This is a genomic window from Kosakonia sp. LAM2021 (assembly GCF_016620385.1).
GTDB lineage: Bacteria > Pseudomonadota > Gammaproteobacteria > Enterobacterales > Enterobacteriaceae > Kosakonia > Kosakonia sacchari.
On record NZ_JAENHT010000013.1, the window covers coordinates 81,567 to 98,115 of the forward strand.

At 56.0% G+C, this 16,549-nt stretch carries 4 protein-coding genes and 2 pseudogenes; 1 reads left to right on the plus strand and 5 read right to left on the minus strand.

What is annotated here, in order from left to right:
• Positions 1–605: 605 nt before the first annotated feature.
• The 4 genes from JKP81_RS21300 to alaE form a co-directional block, all read right to left on the minus strand.
• Entirely contained in the window at positions 606–1,052 is a 447-nt protein-coding gene (locus JKP81_RS21300; RefSeq protein WP_200553292.1) for a hypothetical protein, read from the minus strand.
• Entirely contained in the window at positions 1,049–12,922 is an 11,874-nt protein-coding gene (locus JKP81_RS21305; RefSeq protein ID WP_200553293.1) for a hemagglutinin repeat-containing protein, read from the minus strand. The genes JKP81_RS21300 and JKP81_RS21305 overlap by 4 nt, the downstream gene beginning before the upstream one ends.
• A 12-nt stretch (positions 12,923–12,934) precedes the next feature.
• Positions 12,935–14,590, minus strand: a complete 1,656-nt coding sequence (locus JKP81_RS21310) for a ShlB/FhaC/HecB family hemolysin secretion/activation protein (protein WP_200553294.1) — start codon at positions 14,588–14,590, stop codon at positions 12,935–12,937.
• A gap of 708 nt (positions 14,591–15,298) precedes the next feature.
• Complete coding sequence (alaE, locus tag JKP81_RS21315; RefSeq protein WP_200553295.1) at positions 15,299–15,760, minus strand: L-alanine exporter AlaE; 462 nt, start codon at positions 15,758–15,760, stop codon at positions 15,299–15,301.
• A 206-nt stretch (positions 15,761–15,966) separates the two neighbouring features.
• Between alaE and JKP81_RS23780 the strand changes: the two are divergent.
• A pseudogene (locus JKP81_RS23780) lies at positions 15,967–16,132 on the plus strand (TolC family protein); the annotation flags it as partial.
• A 177-nt stretch (positions 16,133–16,309) separates the two neighbouring features.
• Here the strand turns inward: JKP81_RS23780 and JKP81_RS23785 are convergent.
• Positions 16,310–16,429: pseudogene (locus JKP81_RS23785) on the minus strand (hypothetical protein); the annotation flags it as partial.
• Positions 16,430–16,549 lie beyond the last annotated feature (120 nt).

Genomic DNA, 16,549 nt, shown 5'->3' on the forward strand with positions numbered 1-16,549 from the left:
CTCCACTAAAATATTTATAAATAGCAAGCCGTTAAATTTAATAATAACCTACGCCCCCACTCCAACGCAGAATAAAAAATAAATTTAAACCCATTACCATCTGTATATAAAACCATATCCATGGTCTAACCCATCAGAAAAAAGTTCACTTTCAAAATAAAATCAATTCTAAGCGACTTGGTACTTTTTCAATAAAATTCATTTTTTATCATCCTTCGGTATTGTAGTTATAAATCTTCGAAAACCGTCTGGCATGTTTTGGAAAGGTGACTGAAGCTTAGTTGAACTATCCAATAATTCAAAGAATAAAGACTCAAGCACTCTCCCCATTAATAAGAGTAAAAATACTATTTCCACAAATACTTTAGGCAATTAATAAGATTATCTGTTGTAAGGTTCCTTCTGATACTGCTCCCCTGTTCCTTGCTCTATTTTGGAAAATTCACAGCTATAAATATTCATAACCCAGAGTATGATCTAATAAAAAGCAGCAACTTTATTTCGGTACGGAATAGGACTTCGGGTTAGGGTTAGGGTTAGGGTTAGGGTTAGGGTTAGGGTTAGGGCTAATGTCAGGCACTGACATGCCCCACCCACACAGCATATTATTCAACCCAAAACTCATCTGAAACTAACACACTGATAGCTAATACATGAAAAGCGATGTTAACCGATAAAAACTGGATGCTAAAATGCCTAAACGCTGGCTGCTGATGACTTGCAATCCTACTCCATTCCTGGGCGTTATTTCTTATTAAATCTGAATCAAGAAACTCAGTCAACTTACCTAACTGGAATTGACTTGGAACTCCTATATACTCAAAGCCACCATTTCCAGGAAACGGCACTCTCATAAAATAGCGAACAGATTTAAATATAATGTCTCGCCTAAAAATATTCGTAATATTTTTATCACCTTCCAGTTGTTCCTTTTCATACTCTATTTCGAGAACAATATCGGAACCATCAGAATGAAACGACACTGACGACTCGCCATATCCTGGTAACCATTCATATGGATCATAAATTACTTTAGCTTTACTTATTTTCATGGGCGTACCGATTTAAGTTTTTCTGCACCAGTAGATGGTAGTTTGTTGTTTTTCAATTGATCCGCAGCCAAATCATTGAATGTCTTCCCTGGGTATGCCTCAACACCAGTTTGATTTCGACCAAACCATTCACTCCTCGGAATACCTGCCTGCTCAAGAGCTGTCGAAGTTCTCGTATTCAAAATAAGACGGACCCCATTCATATCGACATAATCAACGGGAAGCTGACTCGGTTTTATCATTCCTGCTTTCAAGGCACCAGCCAAATCATCTACGGTCTTAATCGGAGATCCTGCAAGTTCTGAGTAGATTTTTTGTCCATCCTCGCTGAATGAACGATCCGACTTAATTTTGTTTTGGGCAAAGTTTGCTTCGGTTAGCGTTCCGCTTTTGATATTACCTGACAGAGAAGTATCTTCAACTGCTTCCCTTGTTGGGTTTACTTTAGAAGAACTGCTCGTTGTTTGTCCAGGTTTGGCAGCCATTCCCCCCAATGCACCATAAACTGCCGACGTTAAACCATCTGCCATACCTTTGGTAATTGCAGCTTCCAACCAACCGCATTTTCCAGCACATTTGTCAATAATATCCGCGTACCAGTCAGCACGACTTTGGAAGGATCGACCTACCAAATCATCTTCAATTCGTAATTGTTGATAGGCTTTATCGCCAATCTCAATTTGAGCACCAATGGCTTTAACACAGGCTTTGTCGCCCGCATCCCAACAAGATTTTAATTTTTGAATATTGTCAGCAGACTCCTGCGCCATTGACTTAATGATCTTTTGCTTACAGTTGTCATCAGCACATTCTTTAAGTTTTGCTGCATATGCTTGTGGCCTTCCGCTAGTGAGGAAATTATTCTCAACTGTCGTTTTCCCGGCCTTAGCCGCTGCAGTTGCCGTTTCTGTGCTGTCGCCTATCAATCCGCCCGCGAGACCCGATGCCAGCGTCGACAATGCTGCAATGGTCTGTTTCTCTGTTTCAGTCAACTGCGAAGGATCTTTACCGTACACCTGCTTTGCAAGAAGTATCCCCGTCGCTTCACCTACTACCGCGCCAGATGCACCTACCAGAGCATCCTGCCCCTGCACTTTTGCCAGCACGGCGTTGACCACAGCATGGGCCATAATCCCTGCCATTGTGTTGTTTTCGGTGATATTTTTACCGATTTCACTGGCAATATATGGCGCAGCGGCTCCCGCGAGTGCAGCATTGATATTGCCGCCCGCCAGCCCACTGACAGCGGCGGTAGCTGCGGTGATCGCGCGCTGCACATCGCTGCCGGTACCGGTGTTTTCGGCAATTTGTTTGTACACTGGCGTATTACGTAATTCCGCCAGTTTTTGCAGACGCTCTTTCTCAGGCAGCCCCTCAAGCGACGTGCCGGTTTTGGCCATCGCCGCTTTCAGTCCATCGATGTCGCTCTGCGTGCGCACAATATCGGCCACCTGATTACCGATATCGCTGACCATCTGCACGGCCTGCAGGCGATTCTGCTCTTTCTCTTTATTGAAAATGGGACTAATGGCGTCGTTGGCCTTCGTCACATCTCTTTGCAGCCCGCTGACATCCTGATGCTGGTTCGCCGTGTCGCGAACCGTAATTGAGCCCTCTGAAACCGCAGCCTCGGTAGTACCGCTTGCATGTCCGGAACTTCCGACACTGGACATAAGCGTACTGGCAGCGTTGATCGCACCCTGGCCCATCAGGTTACCTGAAGAGCTGAAGCCACCGCCGGAGTGCGAAACTTTGTAATCTGCTTTATTGGTAATGTTGCCGTAGCCAAGCGTACCGGTATCAAGGCTGTTTTTATCTCCTGTAGCCGTGCTGCCAATTGCCCCGCCATTGAGCTGGGTATGGTTGCCGACCGTGACATCAAAGCCACCTTTACCGGCAAAAATCCCGCTCTGCTCTGCAACGCTGTCGAAGGTACTGTGCATTTTGTCCTGGCTAAAGTTGATATAGCCGGAACCCGTCATGCTGCCGAAGGTGAAACTGCCGCCCGCGCTGATACTGCTCTGTTTCGAGTCGTAGTTATTGCTGTCCTGCAGGCTGGTGACCGTCAGGTTGCGCCCGATATCCGCCGTCACCTGAGCACCACTGACCTGCGCGCCGATTAGTGATGCATCCTGCCCGCTGCGTAAGGACACCTTGCCACCGCTGTCCAGCGTGGTTTCAGTCCAGTTCGTGCCGTCACCCTTCTCGTTGCCCTTCGCCGCATTCACATTGGCAAAGACGCTCAGACCCGCTCCACCCTGGCCAACCCCAAAGCTGACGCCAACTCCACCGCCGCTGCTGCTGTTGCTCCCGGTAGTTTTCTGCGTGTTGGCGGCGCCTGTCAGAAGGATATCCCGCGCTGCATCCAGGCTGGTGTCACCACCTGCTTTCATACTGCTGCCGGCAATCACGATATCGCCGCTGTTTGCCTCGTGGTTTTTCCCGTTAGCTTTAATTGTCAGGTCATTACCGGCATTCAGCGTCGAGCCGCTAACCTGATCGGATACCTGGTGCTGTTCAGATTTTGATTTTTGCGTGGTCAGCGAGATGCTGACGTGGATACCGGAATCGGGTTCACCCGTCGTATCCGCCATCTCTTTACCCTGAACCGCCTGGTAACCTGAAAGCACCGATTTAGTGGCCTGCAATGCAGCCAGCCGGGAATCACTTTGCTTCGATGCGGCCTGCGCTGTCGTCACTGCGTTGTTGACGGCGTCCACCACAGCGCCCGTGAGTGCAACGGTCAGCCCGCTGCTTTTCTGCTCGAATTTCTGATCGGTGGTGCGTTTGTCGTGACCGGGGTCGATAACCACGCTGTCGCCGCTCAGGGCGAGATCGCTTTTGGCGATAAGGTCTGAGCCGCCAACATGCAGTTGATTACCCGCAGTGACCGTCACATCGCCGCCGTTACTGCCCACGGTGCTCATGCTCTGGCTCTGCGTGGTGCCTTTCTCTTTCAGATCCTGTTTGGTTTTGCTGGAACCGATGGTGAAACCGATCCCACCGGAGCCCATCAGGCCGCTCTTTTTCTTCTCCTTAAACTGCCAGTTCGAGTCGGTGTTGGTGGCGGCGGTGATATCAACATTGTGGCCCGCACTGAGCGCCACATCGCCGTCACCCACCACGGATGAACCTTTCACCAGCAGGTCATTTCCGGATTTCACCGTCACGTTATCGCCGCTCAGCAGCGTTCCGGATTCCCGTGTGGCACTCTGCTCGGAGATGGTGTGCGTTTTGGTTTTACTGAGGAAACCGCTTTTGGTTTTGGTCTCTTCTTTGTAGTGATAATCGCTTTCGGTGGCGGTGATCAGATTGACGTCGCGTCCGGCCTGTACACCGATATCGCCTTTCGCATTGACCTGCGCAGCTTCGGCGTTCAAATCGCGTCCGGCGAGGATCGTGGTTCCCGTGCCGCTGGCGATTTCGGTGCCCTGCTGGCGCACCTGCTCGTTGATCACCGTTTTCTTGCTGGCTTTGTAGCTGTCGCCCTGGGTGGTGGCTTCGGCCAGCAGATTGACGTCGCGCCCCGCCTGCATGACAACCTGCTGTTCAGCCGCCAGCCCGGCGGCGTGCGAGTTGATGTCCTGGCCTGCGGTGAGTATCAGGTTATTACCCGCGCTGACGGTGGTGCGATCAAGCCCGGTACTGTGGTTTTCGCTTTTGCCGTTGCGGGTATTAGTACTGGTCTGCTGCGCGTCGAGGTTCAGATCGTGGCCCGCCGACAGCTTCGCGTCTTTCCCGGCGCTGACATCGCTGGCGCTGAGCGTCAGGTCGTTACCCGCCTGCATGGCAAAGTTGCCACCGGCCGTGATACCGCTTCCCTGATACGACACCTGCTCGCGGCCCGTTGCCGTCTGGCGGAGATAACCCGCGTTAAAACCGGACTGGCTATACGCGTCATTTTTCTCGATCGCGTTAACGGCGATATTGCCACCGGCATCCATCAGCAGATCGCCGCCCGCTTTCAGCGTGGCGCCGGTCAGGGTGATATCTTTACCCGCTGCCAGCGACAGGCCATCGCTGGCGGTAATGCTGGCGATAGTGCCAAGCGTGGTGTTTTTGAGGCTGACCGAGCCGCGTTTGCTTTTCGCATCCAGCGCGAACTGATCGGCCAGCGTGACGTTATTAATGCTGCCGTCGAGACTCTCCAGCGCCACGGTTTTGCCGCTTATAGTGGAACTGAGGTTGCTGATATCGCCAATGGCGCTGAGACTGACGTTGCCGCCCGCTTTCATCAGCGCATCGTTGCTGTTGGTGATGGCCCCGTCGCTCTCCACGCTGAGGTTGTTTCGCGCCAGCAGCGTGCCGCCGGTGTTGGCGACACTGCCCCCTTCGAGGCTGACATTGTTCCCGGCAATCACACTGCCGTTATTGACCGTGACATCTTTCGGCGACAGGTAGACTTTCGGGATCATCACCGTTTCGCCATTGATAGTGGCGCTTTCCCACCACAGGATGCTGTGGTCGAGCGCGGCGATTTGATCGGCATTGAGCGCCACGCCAAACTGCAGCCCCAGCGGCTGCTGTGCGTTAGCGGCGTTGTCCATCAGATACTGCATCTGCGCGAGATCGGAGCCAATACCGTTCAGATAGCGGTTACCGGTCTGGTTCAGCACGACATTGCTGACATAGCGCGTGTCAAACGCCGCATCGCCGAGGAAGCGATAGTCATGATCCGGGTTGAGTTTGATGCGATCCAGCATGTAGGCGGAGCCGAGGAACTGCTTCTCATCGGTGTAAGTGCTGCTGGTTTCGCGCGGGGCGGCAGATGGCGTCACGCCGAGCAGTTTGTTCAGATCGCCAAACAGCGCCGGATCTAACTGGCCAAGCCCGTCGAGTTTCGGGTTAACGGTGATGAGGTACGGGCTTTTCGGGTTAGCCGACACCACAAAGTAGCCGTTATTACCGGAAGGCAGCGGGTACGCGCTGGTATCAACGGATTTCCCCTGATGCGCGTCGAGCGCGCCAGTGCTGGTGTTTTTCAGCACCGCACTGGTGACACCTGCGCTCGCCAGACTGCCCGTGCTGCCGAGGCTGGCGCTGCCTTTCTGCTGGCTGCCGATGTTTGCCAGCGCGGCACCATTTGCGCTGGCATTATCCAGCGCGCCGCCGCCGTTAATCTGCTGCAGGGCGTTGTGCAGTTGATCCTGCCACTGCGGGGAGTTGACAGTCACCGGCCCTGCGGCGAGCGTCTGTTTTGCCACGCTACCGCCAATACTCTGATTGCTCAGGGTATTCAGTGACGGAGCAGTGATGGTGCCGCTGACGCCACCGGCATTCGCGGTCGTGCTGGTGTTACTGATATTGCTGCTGAAGTTAGCGCTGACATTGCCGCCGGCCTGGATAACGGCGCGGTAGTTCTGGCCATTTGTCGCTTCGGTTGTCTGTCCGGTTAACTCGTAAAGGAAATAACCATTACGCGATGGGGCGATATATTCCTTAGTCGACCTTGATGAATCCGTCGTGTACGAATATTTGTACGTGAAATATGTCGCAGCAGTTCCATCCTGATAGCTCTGGTTATTGAGATTAGTGCCATATAACGCGATATTACGGGCGCCCAGAATGTTACTCGCCTGATTATCCAGCACGCCGGCATACAGAGAAATATCTCGCCCGGAGGTGATGCTACCTGCACCACCACTGGCACTGACTGAAGTATGCGCAATGGATGAAGCTACTTTTTGGATTTGCTCGTCAACGTCAGGAACATACTGCGAGTTATAGTATGTGACATCGATCTGGCAGGTACAGTTGTGATATTCGTGTGTTTCCCACTTTTTGATAGTCAGGCCATCAACCGGAAAGTCCTGAATACTCAAATATAACTTATCTTTACCAACTCCTGTCTGGGTTGCAGGCTCCGTCCAGCCAGTGACATTCAACCCATCCCGCTGATTCAACAGGTGCCCGGTATTAATGGTGATATCACCGTTGCGGGTCTCAATATTGCCGGAGGTGTTCACCACCTCGGTGTTGGCGTTGCCCGCCGCGTCGCGCTGCAGCCTCAGGTTGTTGCCCGCCAGCATATCGCCGCGCTGGTTAGTAATACTGCCAGCGTACAGCGCCAGGTTATTTGCCGCGTACAGCAGCGCGGTGTTCACAATACTGCCCGGCGCACTGAGCGTCAGGCTGCCGAGTGTGCCGGCAAAGCCGTTCGCCGTGATGTTGCCCCGGCTCGCCAGCGTCACATCGCCGCCGCCCTGCAGCGAACTGTTGCCGTTGAGCACAATGGCGCTGCCGCTTAACGTACTCGCGCCGCTGCCGGTGGTGATTTGCCCGCTGTTGGTCAGTTGCCCGCCCGCACTCAGGTTCACCGCCTGGCCCTGCATCACGCCCTGGTTATCTATCGCCCCGTTACTGGTGACACTCAGGGTTTTCCCCGCCGCCAGCGCGGTTTTACCGGTAAACGCATCGGTCAGCTGCAGCGTCAGGTTGCCGAGCGCCACGATTTGCCCCAGCGCGTTCAGCCCGGTCGCCCCCACTAACAGGTCACCACCGCTGAAGAGCCTGCCGGCGGCGGACTGGTTCACCTGCGCGGCGTTCACCGTCAGCTGGCGGCTGCCCAGCAGCGTGCCGTTGTTGGTGAGCTGGCGGTAATTCAGGGTCAGGTCATTCGCCTGGGTAGTGCCCTGGTTCGTGAAGGTGTCGCCGGTAAGCGTCATCCGGTCGGCAAGCAGTGTGCCGGTCGCGGCATTGTTCGCCGCATTCAGAATCAGGTCCGTCGCCTGCAGCCAGCCTGCGCCGCTGTACTGCGGGGCGGTCAGCGTCAGCGTCCCGCCGGAGAGCAGTTTCCCCTCGTTGCGCGCCTGCGTGGCGGCGTTAATCCGGGTGTCACCCGCGCCCTGAATCAGACCGTAATTGAGCAGCTGCGGCGTGGTGAGTGTCAGCCTCTGCCCGCTGACCAGCTGCGCACCGGCGTTGTTGGTCAGTGTGTCTGCGCTGACGGTCACGCCCCCGCCCTGGATGTTACCGGCGTTATCGACACGCTGCGCCGTCAGGTTCAGCGCCCCGTTGCCGGCAAGCTGCCCGCCCGCCTGCTGGGTGAACGCACCAGTGAGCGTCGCGGTCAGCCCGTCGCTGCCGCTGATGGCACCGCCGTTGCTCAGCGAACCGGCATTGAGGGTCAGGTTTTTCGCCGCCCACTGACCGTTGTTCGTCAGCGACAGCGCCTTCAGTGCCGCCGTGCCCATGGCGGTGATTTTGCTGCCTGCTGCGGACGTCAGATTGCCCGCCAGTTGCAGGTTCAGCGCCCCGGCGCTTTGTATGGCGCCACGGTTATCCAGCGACTGCGCCGCCAGCAGAATATTATTGCCCTGCCAGGTACCGGTGTTAGTCACACTCCCGGCGGTGATATCCAGCGTGCCCTGCGTCAGCAGCGAACCGGCGTTAATCAGTTCAAGTTGCGGGGTGGCCATCGCCATCCGTGCCATCAGCGTCGCCGTGGCCTGGCTGTTATCCAGCGTCAGACTGTCGAGGCCGGTCAGCGTGCCGTTGTTAGTGATACGGCCTTCATGTGCCGACAGCGTTTTGCCCTGCACGCTGCCGTTGTTGGTGAGCTGCTGTCCGCGCAGGGTGATGTCCCCGGCGCTGAGCAGTTGTCCGTCGTTATTCAGTGTCTGCGCACGCAGCGTCATCGCCCCCTGGCTGGTAAGCGCGCCCGGCAGTGCCAGCGTGCCCGCCACATCCGCGTTCAGACTGCCCTGGCTCAGCAGCGAACCGCCGAGCGTCCAGTCATCCGCCGTCACACTGACCCGCCCGCCCTGCAGGGTGCCTCCGGTGTTCAGTTGCCCGGCGTTCAGCGTAAAATCGCCGCCGCTCAGCGTGCGCGAGTTCGCCCCGGTGACCAGCGTGGCGGCATCCGTACGCAGGCCGTTCGTCCCCTGCAACAGCCCGTTGCTGGTGAGTGTGGCGGCAGTAAGTGTCAGCGTGTCGCCGGTAATGCGCCCGGCGCTGGTAATGGCGTCTGCCCGCAGGTCTGTTACACCGCCGCTGACCATCTGTCCGTCACTGGTGAGTGCGCCGCTGTAGACACCGCTCAAACCGTGCAGCCCGTTGATGATGTTGCTGTTGTCGAGCGTGGTGCCAGTGAGGGAAACCGTCTCGCCCTGTAGCGTGCCGGCGTTACTCAGGCTGCCGCCGTCAAACGTCAGCGCACCACCGGAAAGCCAGTTACCGGAGGCAGTGTTGATGATGCTGCCTGCGTGTGCCTGTGCCTGCTGCGCGCCCTGAATCAGGCCGCTGTTGGTCAGCGTGTTGCCGGTCAGGGAAACGGTGTTGCCGGCAATCTGTCCGCTGTTGCCGAGCGCATCCGCGCGAAGCAAAGCCGCATGGTGTGCCAGCAGCGTGCCGCTGTTGCTCAGTGTACTGTCAGCGGTGATATCCAGCGCGTCCGCTTCCAGGCTGCCACTGTTCACCAGTTTGCCGGCATGAAGCGTCAGGGCATCCTGCACATACAGCAGCCCCTGGTTTTCCAGCGTACCAAGGTTTACATCAAGCGCACCGCCGCTTGCCAGCTGGCCGTTGCGGCCATTAAACAGGCTCTGCGTGGCGAAGGTCAGGCTGTGATTGCCCTGCAGAATGCCGTTGCTGATGATGTCAGGTGCCGTCACGGCGAGGTCGTTTGCCGCCAGCGTGCCGTCGCTATTCAGCTGTGCTGCGCGGATATCCGCCTGGCCCTGGCTCAGCATCTGCCCCTGGTTAGCGAGTGTGCCGCTAACCTGTACGTTCAGCGCGTCCTGCGCCTGCACCGTGCCGCTGTTGTGCAGGCTGTCCGCCGTTGCGGTCAGGGTTTTCCCCTGCATCCGGCCCGCGTTGTCCAGGGTTTTACCCTGCAGTGCCATACTGCCGCCGCTGACCAGTTGACCGTCCGCGTTAGTGGTCAGCGTGTTGCCGTCCCACGTCAGCCCGTCCGTCCCCTGAATCAGACCGCTGCTCTGCAAATCGCCGTGCAGGGCGAGCACTTTCGCCATCAGCGCGCCGCTGTTCGTGCTGTTATCTGCCGTCAGCGTCATCGCCTGCTGGCTGACCACACCGCCCCGGTTATCCAGCGTACCGCTGACCGTCGCGGTCAGGCCGTTCTGCCCGAGCGCCGTACCGGTGTTCATCCACTGCCCGGTCGCGAGATTCAGCGTGTCGCCCTGTATCTGCCCGGCGTTGTTCAGCCGGTCATTTTTCAGCAACACCGCGCCGTTACTGAGCAGCAGGCCGCCCTGCTGGTTAGTCAGTGTGGTGCCGGAAGCGGTCAGCAGCGTCGTGCCCTGCAGCGTGCCGCTGCTGGTGATATCCGCGCTGTTCAGCGTCAGGTTTTTCGCGGCAATCAGGCCGCTGTTGATTAATGCCAGTCCGCTCAGATCGAGCGAGCCTCCGCCCGCCAGCGCCCCGCTGTTGGTGGTTTTCTGCGTCTGTAACGTCAGGGCATCACTGCCCTGTATTGTTCCCGTGTTATCGAGGGTATCTGCTCGCACACTGGTGACGTTTGCTGCTACCAGACCATTGTTACTGATGCTGTCTGCGGCCAGGCTTAACTGCCCGTCTGCAAGCAGGCGGCCGTTGCTGATCAGACTGTGATAATCGCTGAACAGATTAACGCCGTTGATTTCTCCTGTGTTCACCAGCGTACTGCCGACAAGATGCAGGTCACCGTCGGTGGTGATTAACCCGCTGTTGTTCAGCTGCGGGATGGCAAGCGTCAGGTCTTTTGCGGAGTACAGCGTGCCGCCGGTGAGGTTTTCCAGCCAGTCCGTCTGCAGGTTCAGAGCCTGTGTGCCCTGCAACAGCCCGCTGCTGGTGATATGTGTGCTGCCGAGGCTGAGCGTATCCGCGACCAGCGTACCGCTGTTGTTCAGCGCACCGGGGGCGGTCAGGGTGATGGCTGACGCATTCGATTTCCCGCCGTGACTGACGGATTTCGCCGTCACGCTGAGCGTGCCTTTCGCTGCCTGAGTGCCGTTCAGCATGGCGCTGTCAGCGGCCGTCAGGGTCAGGTCACTGCCGCTCTGCAGCTGTGCCTGCTGGCGGGTCTGCAGGTCAGTTGCTTTCACGTTCAGGGCTTTCCCGGCATTCACCTGCCCGCCGATATCAGCGGTGGTCTGCGCGGTCAGCGTCACATCGCCTTTCGCGGTAACAGTGGAGCCGTTGCCGGTAGTCAGCGCGCCGGCCTTCACGTTCAGGGAGTCTTCTGCGGCCAGTGTGCCGTTGTTCTGTACCCCATCGCCGGAGGCAGTAAGCGTCTGCCCCTGCAGTGTGCCGCCGTTATTCAGCGTGGAGGTGGTGGCCGTAAGCTGGCCTTTTGCCGCTACCGCCCCCTGGTTATCCAGCCGGGTGACCGTGAGCCGGGTATCGTCTTCGGATAGCAGCGAGCCGCTGTTGTGCAGCGCATCGCCGGTCACACCCAGCGACTGGCCCTGGAATGTTCCGCTATTGTTCAGCGTGGACGCCGAGGTGGTGAGCTGATTTTTCGCGGCGATGGTGCCCTGGTTATCCAGCTGCCCGGCGGTAATGCGGGTATCACCCGCCGCTATCAGCGTGCCGCTGTTGTGCGCCGTCTGGCTGTTAATCTCCAGCGCCTGCCCCTGCAGGGTGCCGCTGTTGTTCAGGTTGCCTGCGGTGGCCGTCAGCTGCCCTTTCGCCGTTATCGTGCCGGCATTATCCAGCTTATCCGCCGTTATCCGGCTGTTGCCGCCGGCGGTCAGTTCACCCTGCCAGCTGATACCCTGCACATCCAGGGTGGCGTTACCCGCCGCACTGAGCTGGCTGGCCGCATCACCGTTAATCTGTTTTGCGCTGAGCGCCGTCTGCCCGGCGGCGATTTTGCTGGCGGTCAGCGTGGTGTTACCCGCACCGGCCAGTGTCAGTTTACCGTCCGCCGCCAGCGTGGCGTTGTTCAGCGCCATATCCTGCGTGCTGTTAACCGCGATATCACCACCCGCTTTATGGCTGCCGGTGAGCGTCACGCCGTCGCCCTTCGCCGTCAGCGACCCGCTGGTAACACTCTCCCGGACGGTCATTTTGCCGTTCGCATCAAGCGTGATATCGCCCTGGCGCGCCGCCAGATTGCCGAGGTTCACCCCCACGCCTTTTTCTGTGGAGACCAGGTGAATACGGTTGGCATACATGCCGCCGAGTGCGCCGGTATCCACCGCCACCACCGGTGCCGCGCCCTCGCCGTTGATAGCGGTCGCCTTACCGCTGGCATCCACCCGGTTCGCCCCGGTGGTGACCGTTAAATTCTTCGCATGTATAGCAGCGTTGACTTCGGTGGCACGGGAAATCAGTGACAGCGCATCGCTGCCGCTGGCATTCAGCCCCTGGCCTTCGACGGTGATGGTGCCTTTTGTCACCTCGAGAGCCGAGAGGTTGCCCGCCGCGTCAAACTGTGGTTTGCCGGTGGTCAGTGTCGCATTCGGCGTGTTGATAAAGCCGCAGCCGTTACAGGTGATGCCGTACGGGTTGGCGACCATCACATTGGCGGCTTTCCCCGCCACTTCGGTGTAGCCCTGCAGCTGTGAGCGGCTGCCGCCGGTCACTTCGTTGATAATGCCCTTCGCTTCCTGCCCGGCCTTCAGGTTCGGGTTGTTCTGGATAAGCCCGCCAAGCTGGGTCTGGTTCAGCTGTCCGGTGGCGTTGTTGAGGATGAGCCCCTGCTGGCCGACGTTGTACTCGTTAAACTGGTTGTGCGAGATGCCCGCGCTATTCGGCGTGGCAATGTTCACCACCGGCACGCCGTTGCCGGCTTTGTCCATGGTGGCCGGGCCGGTCGGTGTGATGGCCGCCGCAAAGGAAGGTGCCACGGGCTGCCAGACCAGCAGGCCGATAATCAGCCAGCTGAGTGCGCGCTGCGAAAAACGAACCGGTTTATCGGTATTCATCCTTGTCTTCCTTTAAAAAGTGACAGCCACACGCCAGTTAAATGTCAGGTGGTCCGGGCCGAGCCAGTCCGGGTAACGCAGCGGTGTGCCGACAGAGACCTGGCTTGCGAACCAGCGCCCGGCGCTGCCCAGCCCTGCAGCGGCGCCCCAGAGTGTGCCCGCGGCGTACCGGTCAAGCCGGTCTTTCTCCAGCCAGCCGCCATCCAGCGCCGCGGTGGCGCTTATCTGCCCGAGCACCGGCAGCGTGAACAGGGTGTAATTCACTTCGTTGCGCCAGTAACCGCCGTTATCGCCGGAGATGTACTGCTCTTTGAAACCACGCACCGAGCTTTCACCGCCAAGCGTCAGGCGCTCGCTGCCGTAGAGCCGGTCCGGCGACCACTGCCCGTACAGGCTGGTCAGCCACAGCAGGTCATTCGTGAGCGGGCGCTGAAAACTGGCGCTGAGGCTCCCCTTGCGGAACTGCGCACGCGGCACATCACCGGTTTTGCCTTCATCGGTTTCGGCGTTAAACCACGGCATGCCGTGGCTGTAGGTCGGGTTAAAGGTTGCCACGCCGCCCAGCAGTTTCTGCGTGTGGCTGATGCCAAGCTGCAGGCTGGAGAGGTTGCGCGTGCTGCTCACCAGCGGGGCGTCGTTAAGCCAGTTGCGCGATGAGCGCTGCGTGATGCCGGAGCTGAGCGCGGTTTTGATGTCGCCGTTGCGGAAAATAACGCGCGAGAGGTTCAGGCGGTGGGTTTTCGTGTCGCCGGTGGAGACCCACGGAAACCCCTGATTGAGGATGGTGGTGCGGTAGTTGCTCCAGGCGTAGCTGTAATCCAGCAGGCTGTAGCCGTACGGAATACTGAACCCGGCCTGAAAACTCTGCGCGTCATATCCGGTGGCGAAATCGCTGCTGCGTCCGCCGCTGACAAACCATTTATCCGCCAGTCCCAGTAAATTATTGCCGGTCAGTGAACCGTTCAGCTGATTTTCACCGGTGCTTTTCTGCCCGCTGTTATCCAGCGACACAGAAGCACTTAACGGAAATTCCGGCGTGGCGGTTAAATTCACGATGGAATAACCAGGTTCGCTGTCCGGCACTATTTCAATCTGTACCGGCTGACTGCGCAGACGGTTAATCTGCTCCATGCCCTGCTCTATATCCCGCAGGTTGAGAACTTTCCCTTCCCGCCCCGGAAATACCATTTTCAGCATGCGCGGGGATTCACCTTCCAGGCGGATATGACGTAATTTCCCCTCCAGCACCACAATGCGTAATTCCCCGTGGGATAAATCCTGCTCGGTGAGAAACGCGCGGCTGGTAATATAGCCCCGGCTGATATACCAGTCGGAAATCGCGGCGGCCAGTTCGGTTATTTTCGCCATATTCAGGCACTGGTTCTGCCAGGGCGCGAGCAGCGTCTGCTGCGCTTTTTCACTGATGAGCGTCACGCCGGAAAGGGTGATGGTGTTGATATCAAAACAGGGACCACCGGCCTGCGTGTCAGACGGGGTGCGGCCTGCGCGCGGCAGCGGTGTGCTGCGCTCCAGCTCGTCGCGCTGTTGCTGATTCTGGCGCAGCAGTTGTTCCTGCTGCTGACGGACAGCATCACGATCCGCCGGTGATAATGGCGCAGCCTGCAATGCCGCCGTGACAAAAAATAACAATACCACAAAATAGCGCACGTTAGCCCGTCCCTGACCAGAATAGAGGTAACCCTCACCAGTAAATTTTGGTTAGGTTAGTTATAATCATCATTTTTAAGTATTTTCTTATGGGCTTAATGAAAAAACAATATTCAGGAGGTAAATAGACAAATCCTATCTAAATTTAGGTTTAGCGTCGGATATATTCCGGATACATTATTTAGAGTAACCTAACCGATTGGAGAAACATAAACTGAGCAAGATTTACAGCAATCCAACAGTTCACATCGCTATTTAAAACTATTTTCCATGACCTTTCGTTATACATAAACCGAAAAGTGGAAACTGACGAAAACTTCATGAGCGATGATTTAATAAGTTCAAAGGTAAAAATTAAACACACGCTATGGGGAATGCATTCTGAAATAGCTCATAAGCCACGACAGAATAAAATGATTAACTGCTGTGAGAAAATACCAGGGATTAAATTCAAAATATATTATGTATTTTTTGCATTATTCTAAACAGGGTCTTATGAAATTGAGCATTGACCACAATAAATAAGAACCCCTGCTTATCTCCAGTTAAAAAACTCGCCTTAGCAGGTTTGCCACCAGCCAGCATGATTTTCTCAAGCGGTGCCTAATGCGCTTCACTTGCCCTCCGTCAACACCGCTAATTCCTCATTGCCGGAATGGTGTTTGATTAACACGCCGGGGAAGCGTTCGCGTCGTCACAGAAGAAGGTTTAAGTGTTCAACGACATCGGTTTGTCGCCGCCTGGAGGTAAGCCAAACAGCTTACGCACCGCATTAAGAAAGGCACCATAAGGTCGCCCCAGCAAGAGCATCATCAACGCTGCGCCTAAAGTCCCTTTTATCAGCCCGTTTCCCGAGGCTCCACTCACCGCAATGATCACGGCATAGATAGGTACCTGAAAACTCACAAGCGCAGCGCTGTCCCACAGCAATTTTGAAAAGCGGCTCGAGCCGGCACGCTTCATTAACCAGTCCCGCCACACGCCATATGGCCTTGCCACCGGAACCATCAGGGCGGCGCCGAGAAGCCGGGCATGAAACACTTGTTCCCACGTCATGCCCGCGAGAATGCGTTCATTAATGATGCCTGTGATGGTGAAAAAAACGATTAACGCGGTGGTATCTGCAATAAACGCAGTTCGGCGTTTCGTCTGATCCGGGCGCTGAGGCAAATTTTATTTCCTGTCGTGGTTTGATGTTAAAACGCGCATTCATCAAAAACAGATGACTCGTAATAGTAGTACAAAGGCGGAGGTAAGAAGCTCAGGTTGCTATTGATCAGATACTGGCAAAACACGGGCAGCGAACTGCGTTTGCGAATTTCTTATCGCTTTGCAACCGCTGAGACCTGAACGTCATGCTGTGGTGACAGCACAACGCTAAAAAAAATGGAACGACCAGCCTGATTGACGCACTGCACATGGAACCCTTTTCCTGGCTTCCAAGCCAGAGCGCAGGCGCAGACAGAATCCACCCGTGCAACAGTGTCTACATTCAGAGCGCATGGCGGCGGCTGGCAATTCCCGTTACGCTCGTCTTTATAGGCTTCATTGAAATCCAAATCATGAGACCCTGGGAGCGCGGAAAAATGAAGAGATATATACGATGCAACCAAATGCAGCCATGACAGCTGACAAGGAAAAGCTACTGGCAACATCCATACACGTGGTGCTGCCAGATAGTTTTTACGAAAACACAATCAGCAAAATGATTTCACAAAATTACAACTCACGTTTTTCCAGGCTGGAATAAATCGTTTTTATTTCACCTTTTAAACTTTCGCCACGGTAGACCATCGATGTATCGTATCGTTGATATTTCTCATCTCGTGTGGCACTAAACTGAATCGCCACGGATAATCTAGACACTTCCGAGCCGTTGATAATACTGGTTTTCATATTCTGTCGGTGACATCTGTTCGCTAGAACCATGCCGACGCTTACTGTTATAAAACATTTCGA

What these genes read in the sequence shown, in the direction of transcription:
- JKP81_RS21305 (WP_200553293.1), bottom strand. Translation starts at nt 12,922, where the DNA reads ATGAATACCGATAAACCGGTTCGTTTTTCGCAGCGCGCACTCAGCTGG.
- JKP81_RS21300 (WP_200553292.1), bottom strand. Translation starts at nt 1,052, where the DNA reads ATGAAAATAAGTAAAGCTAAAGTAATTTATGATCCATATGAATGGTTA.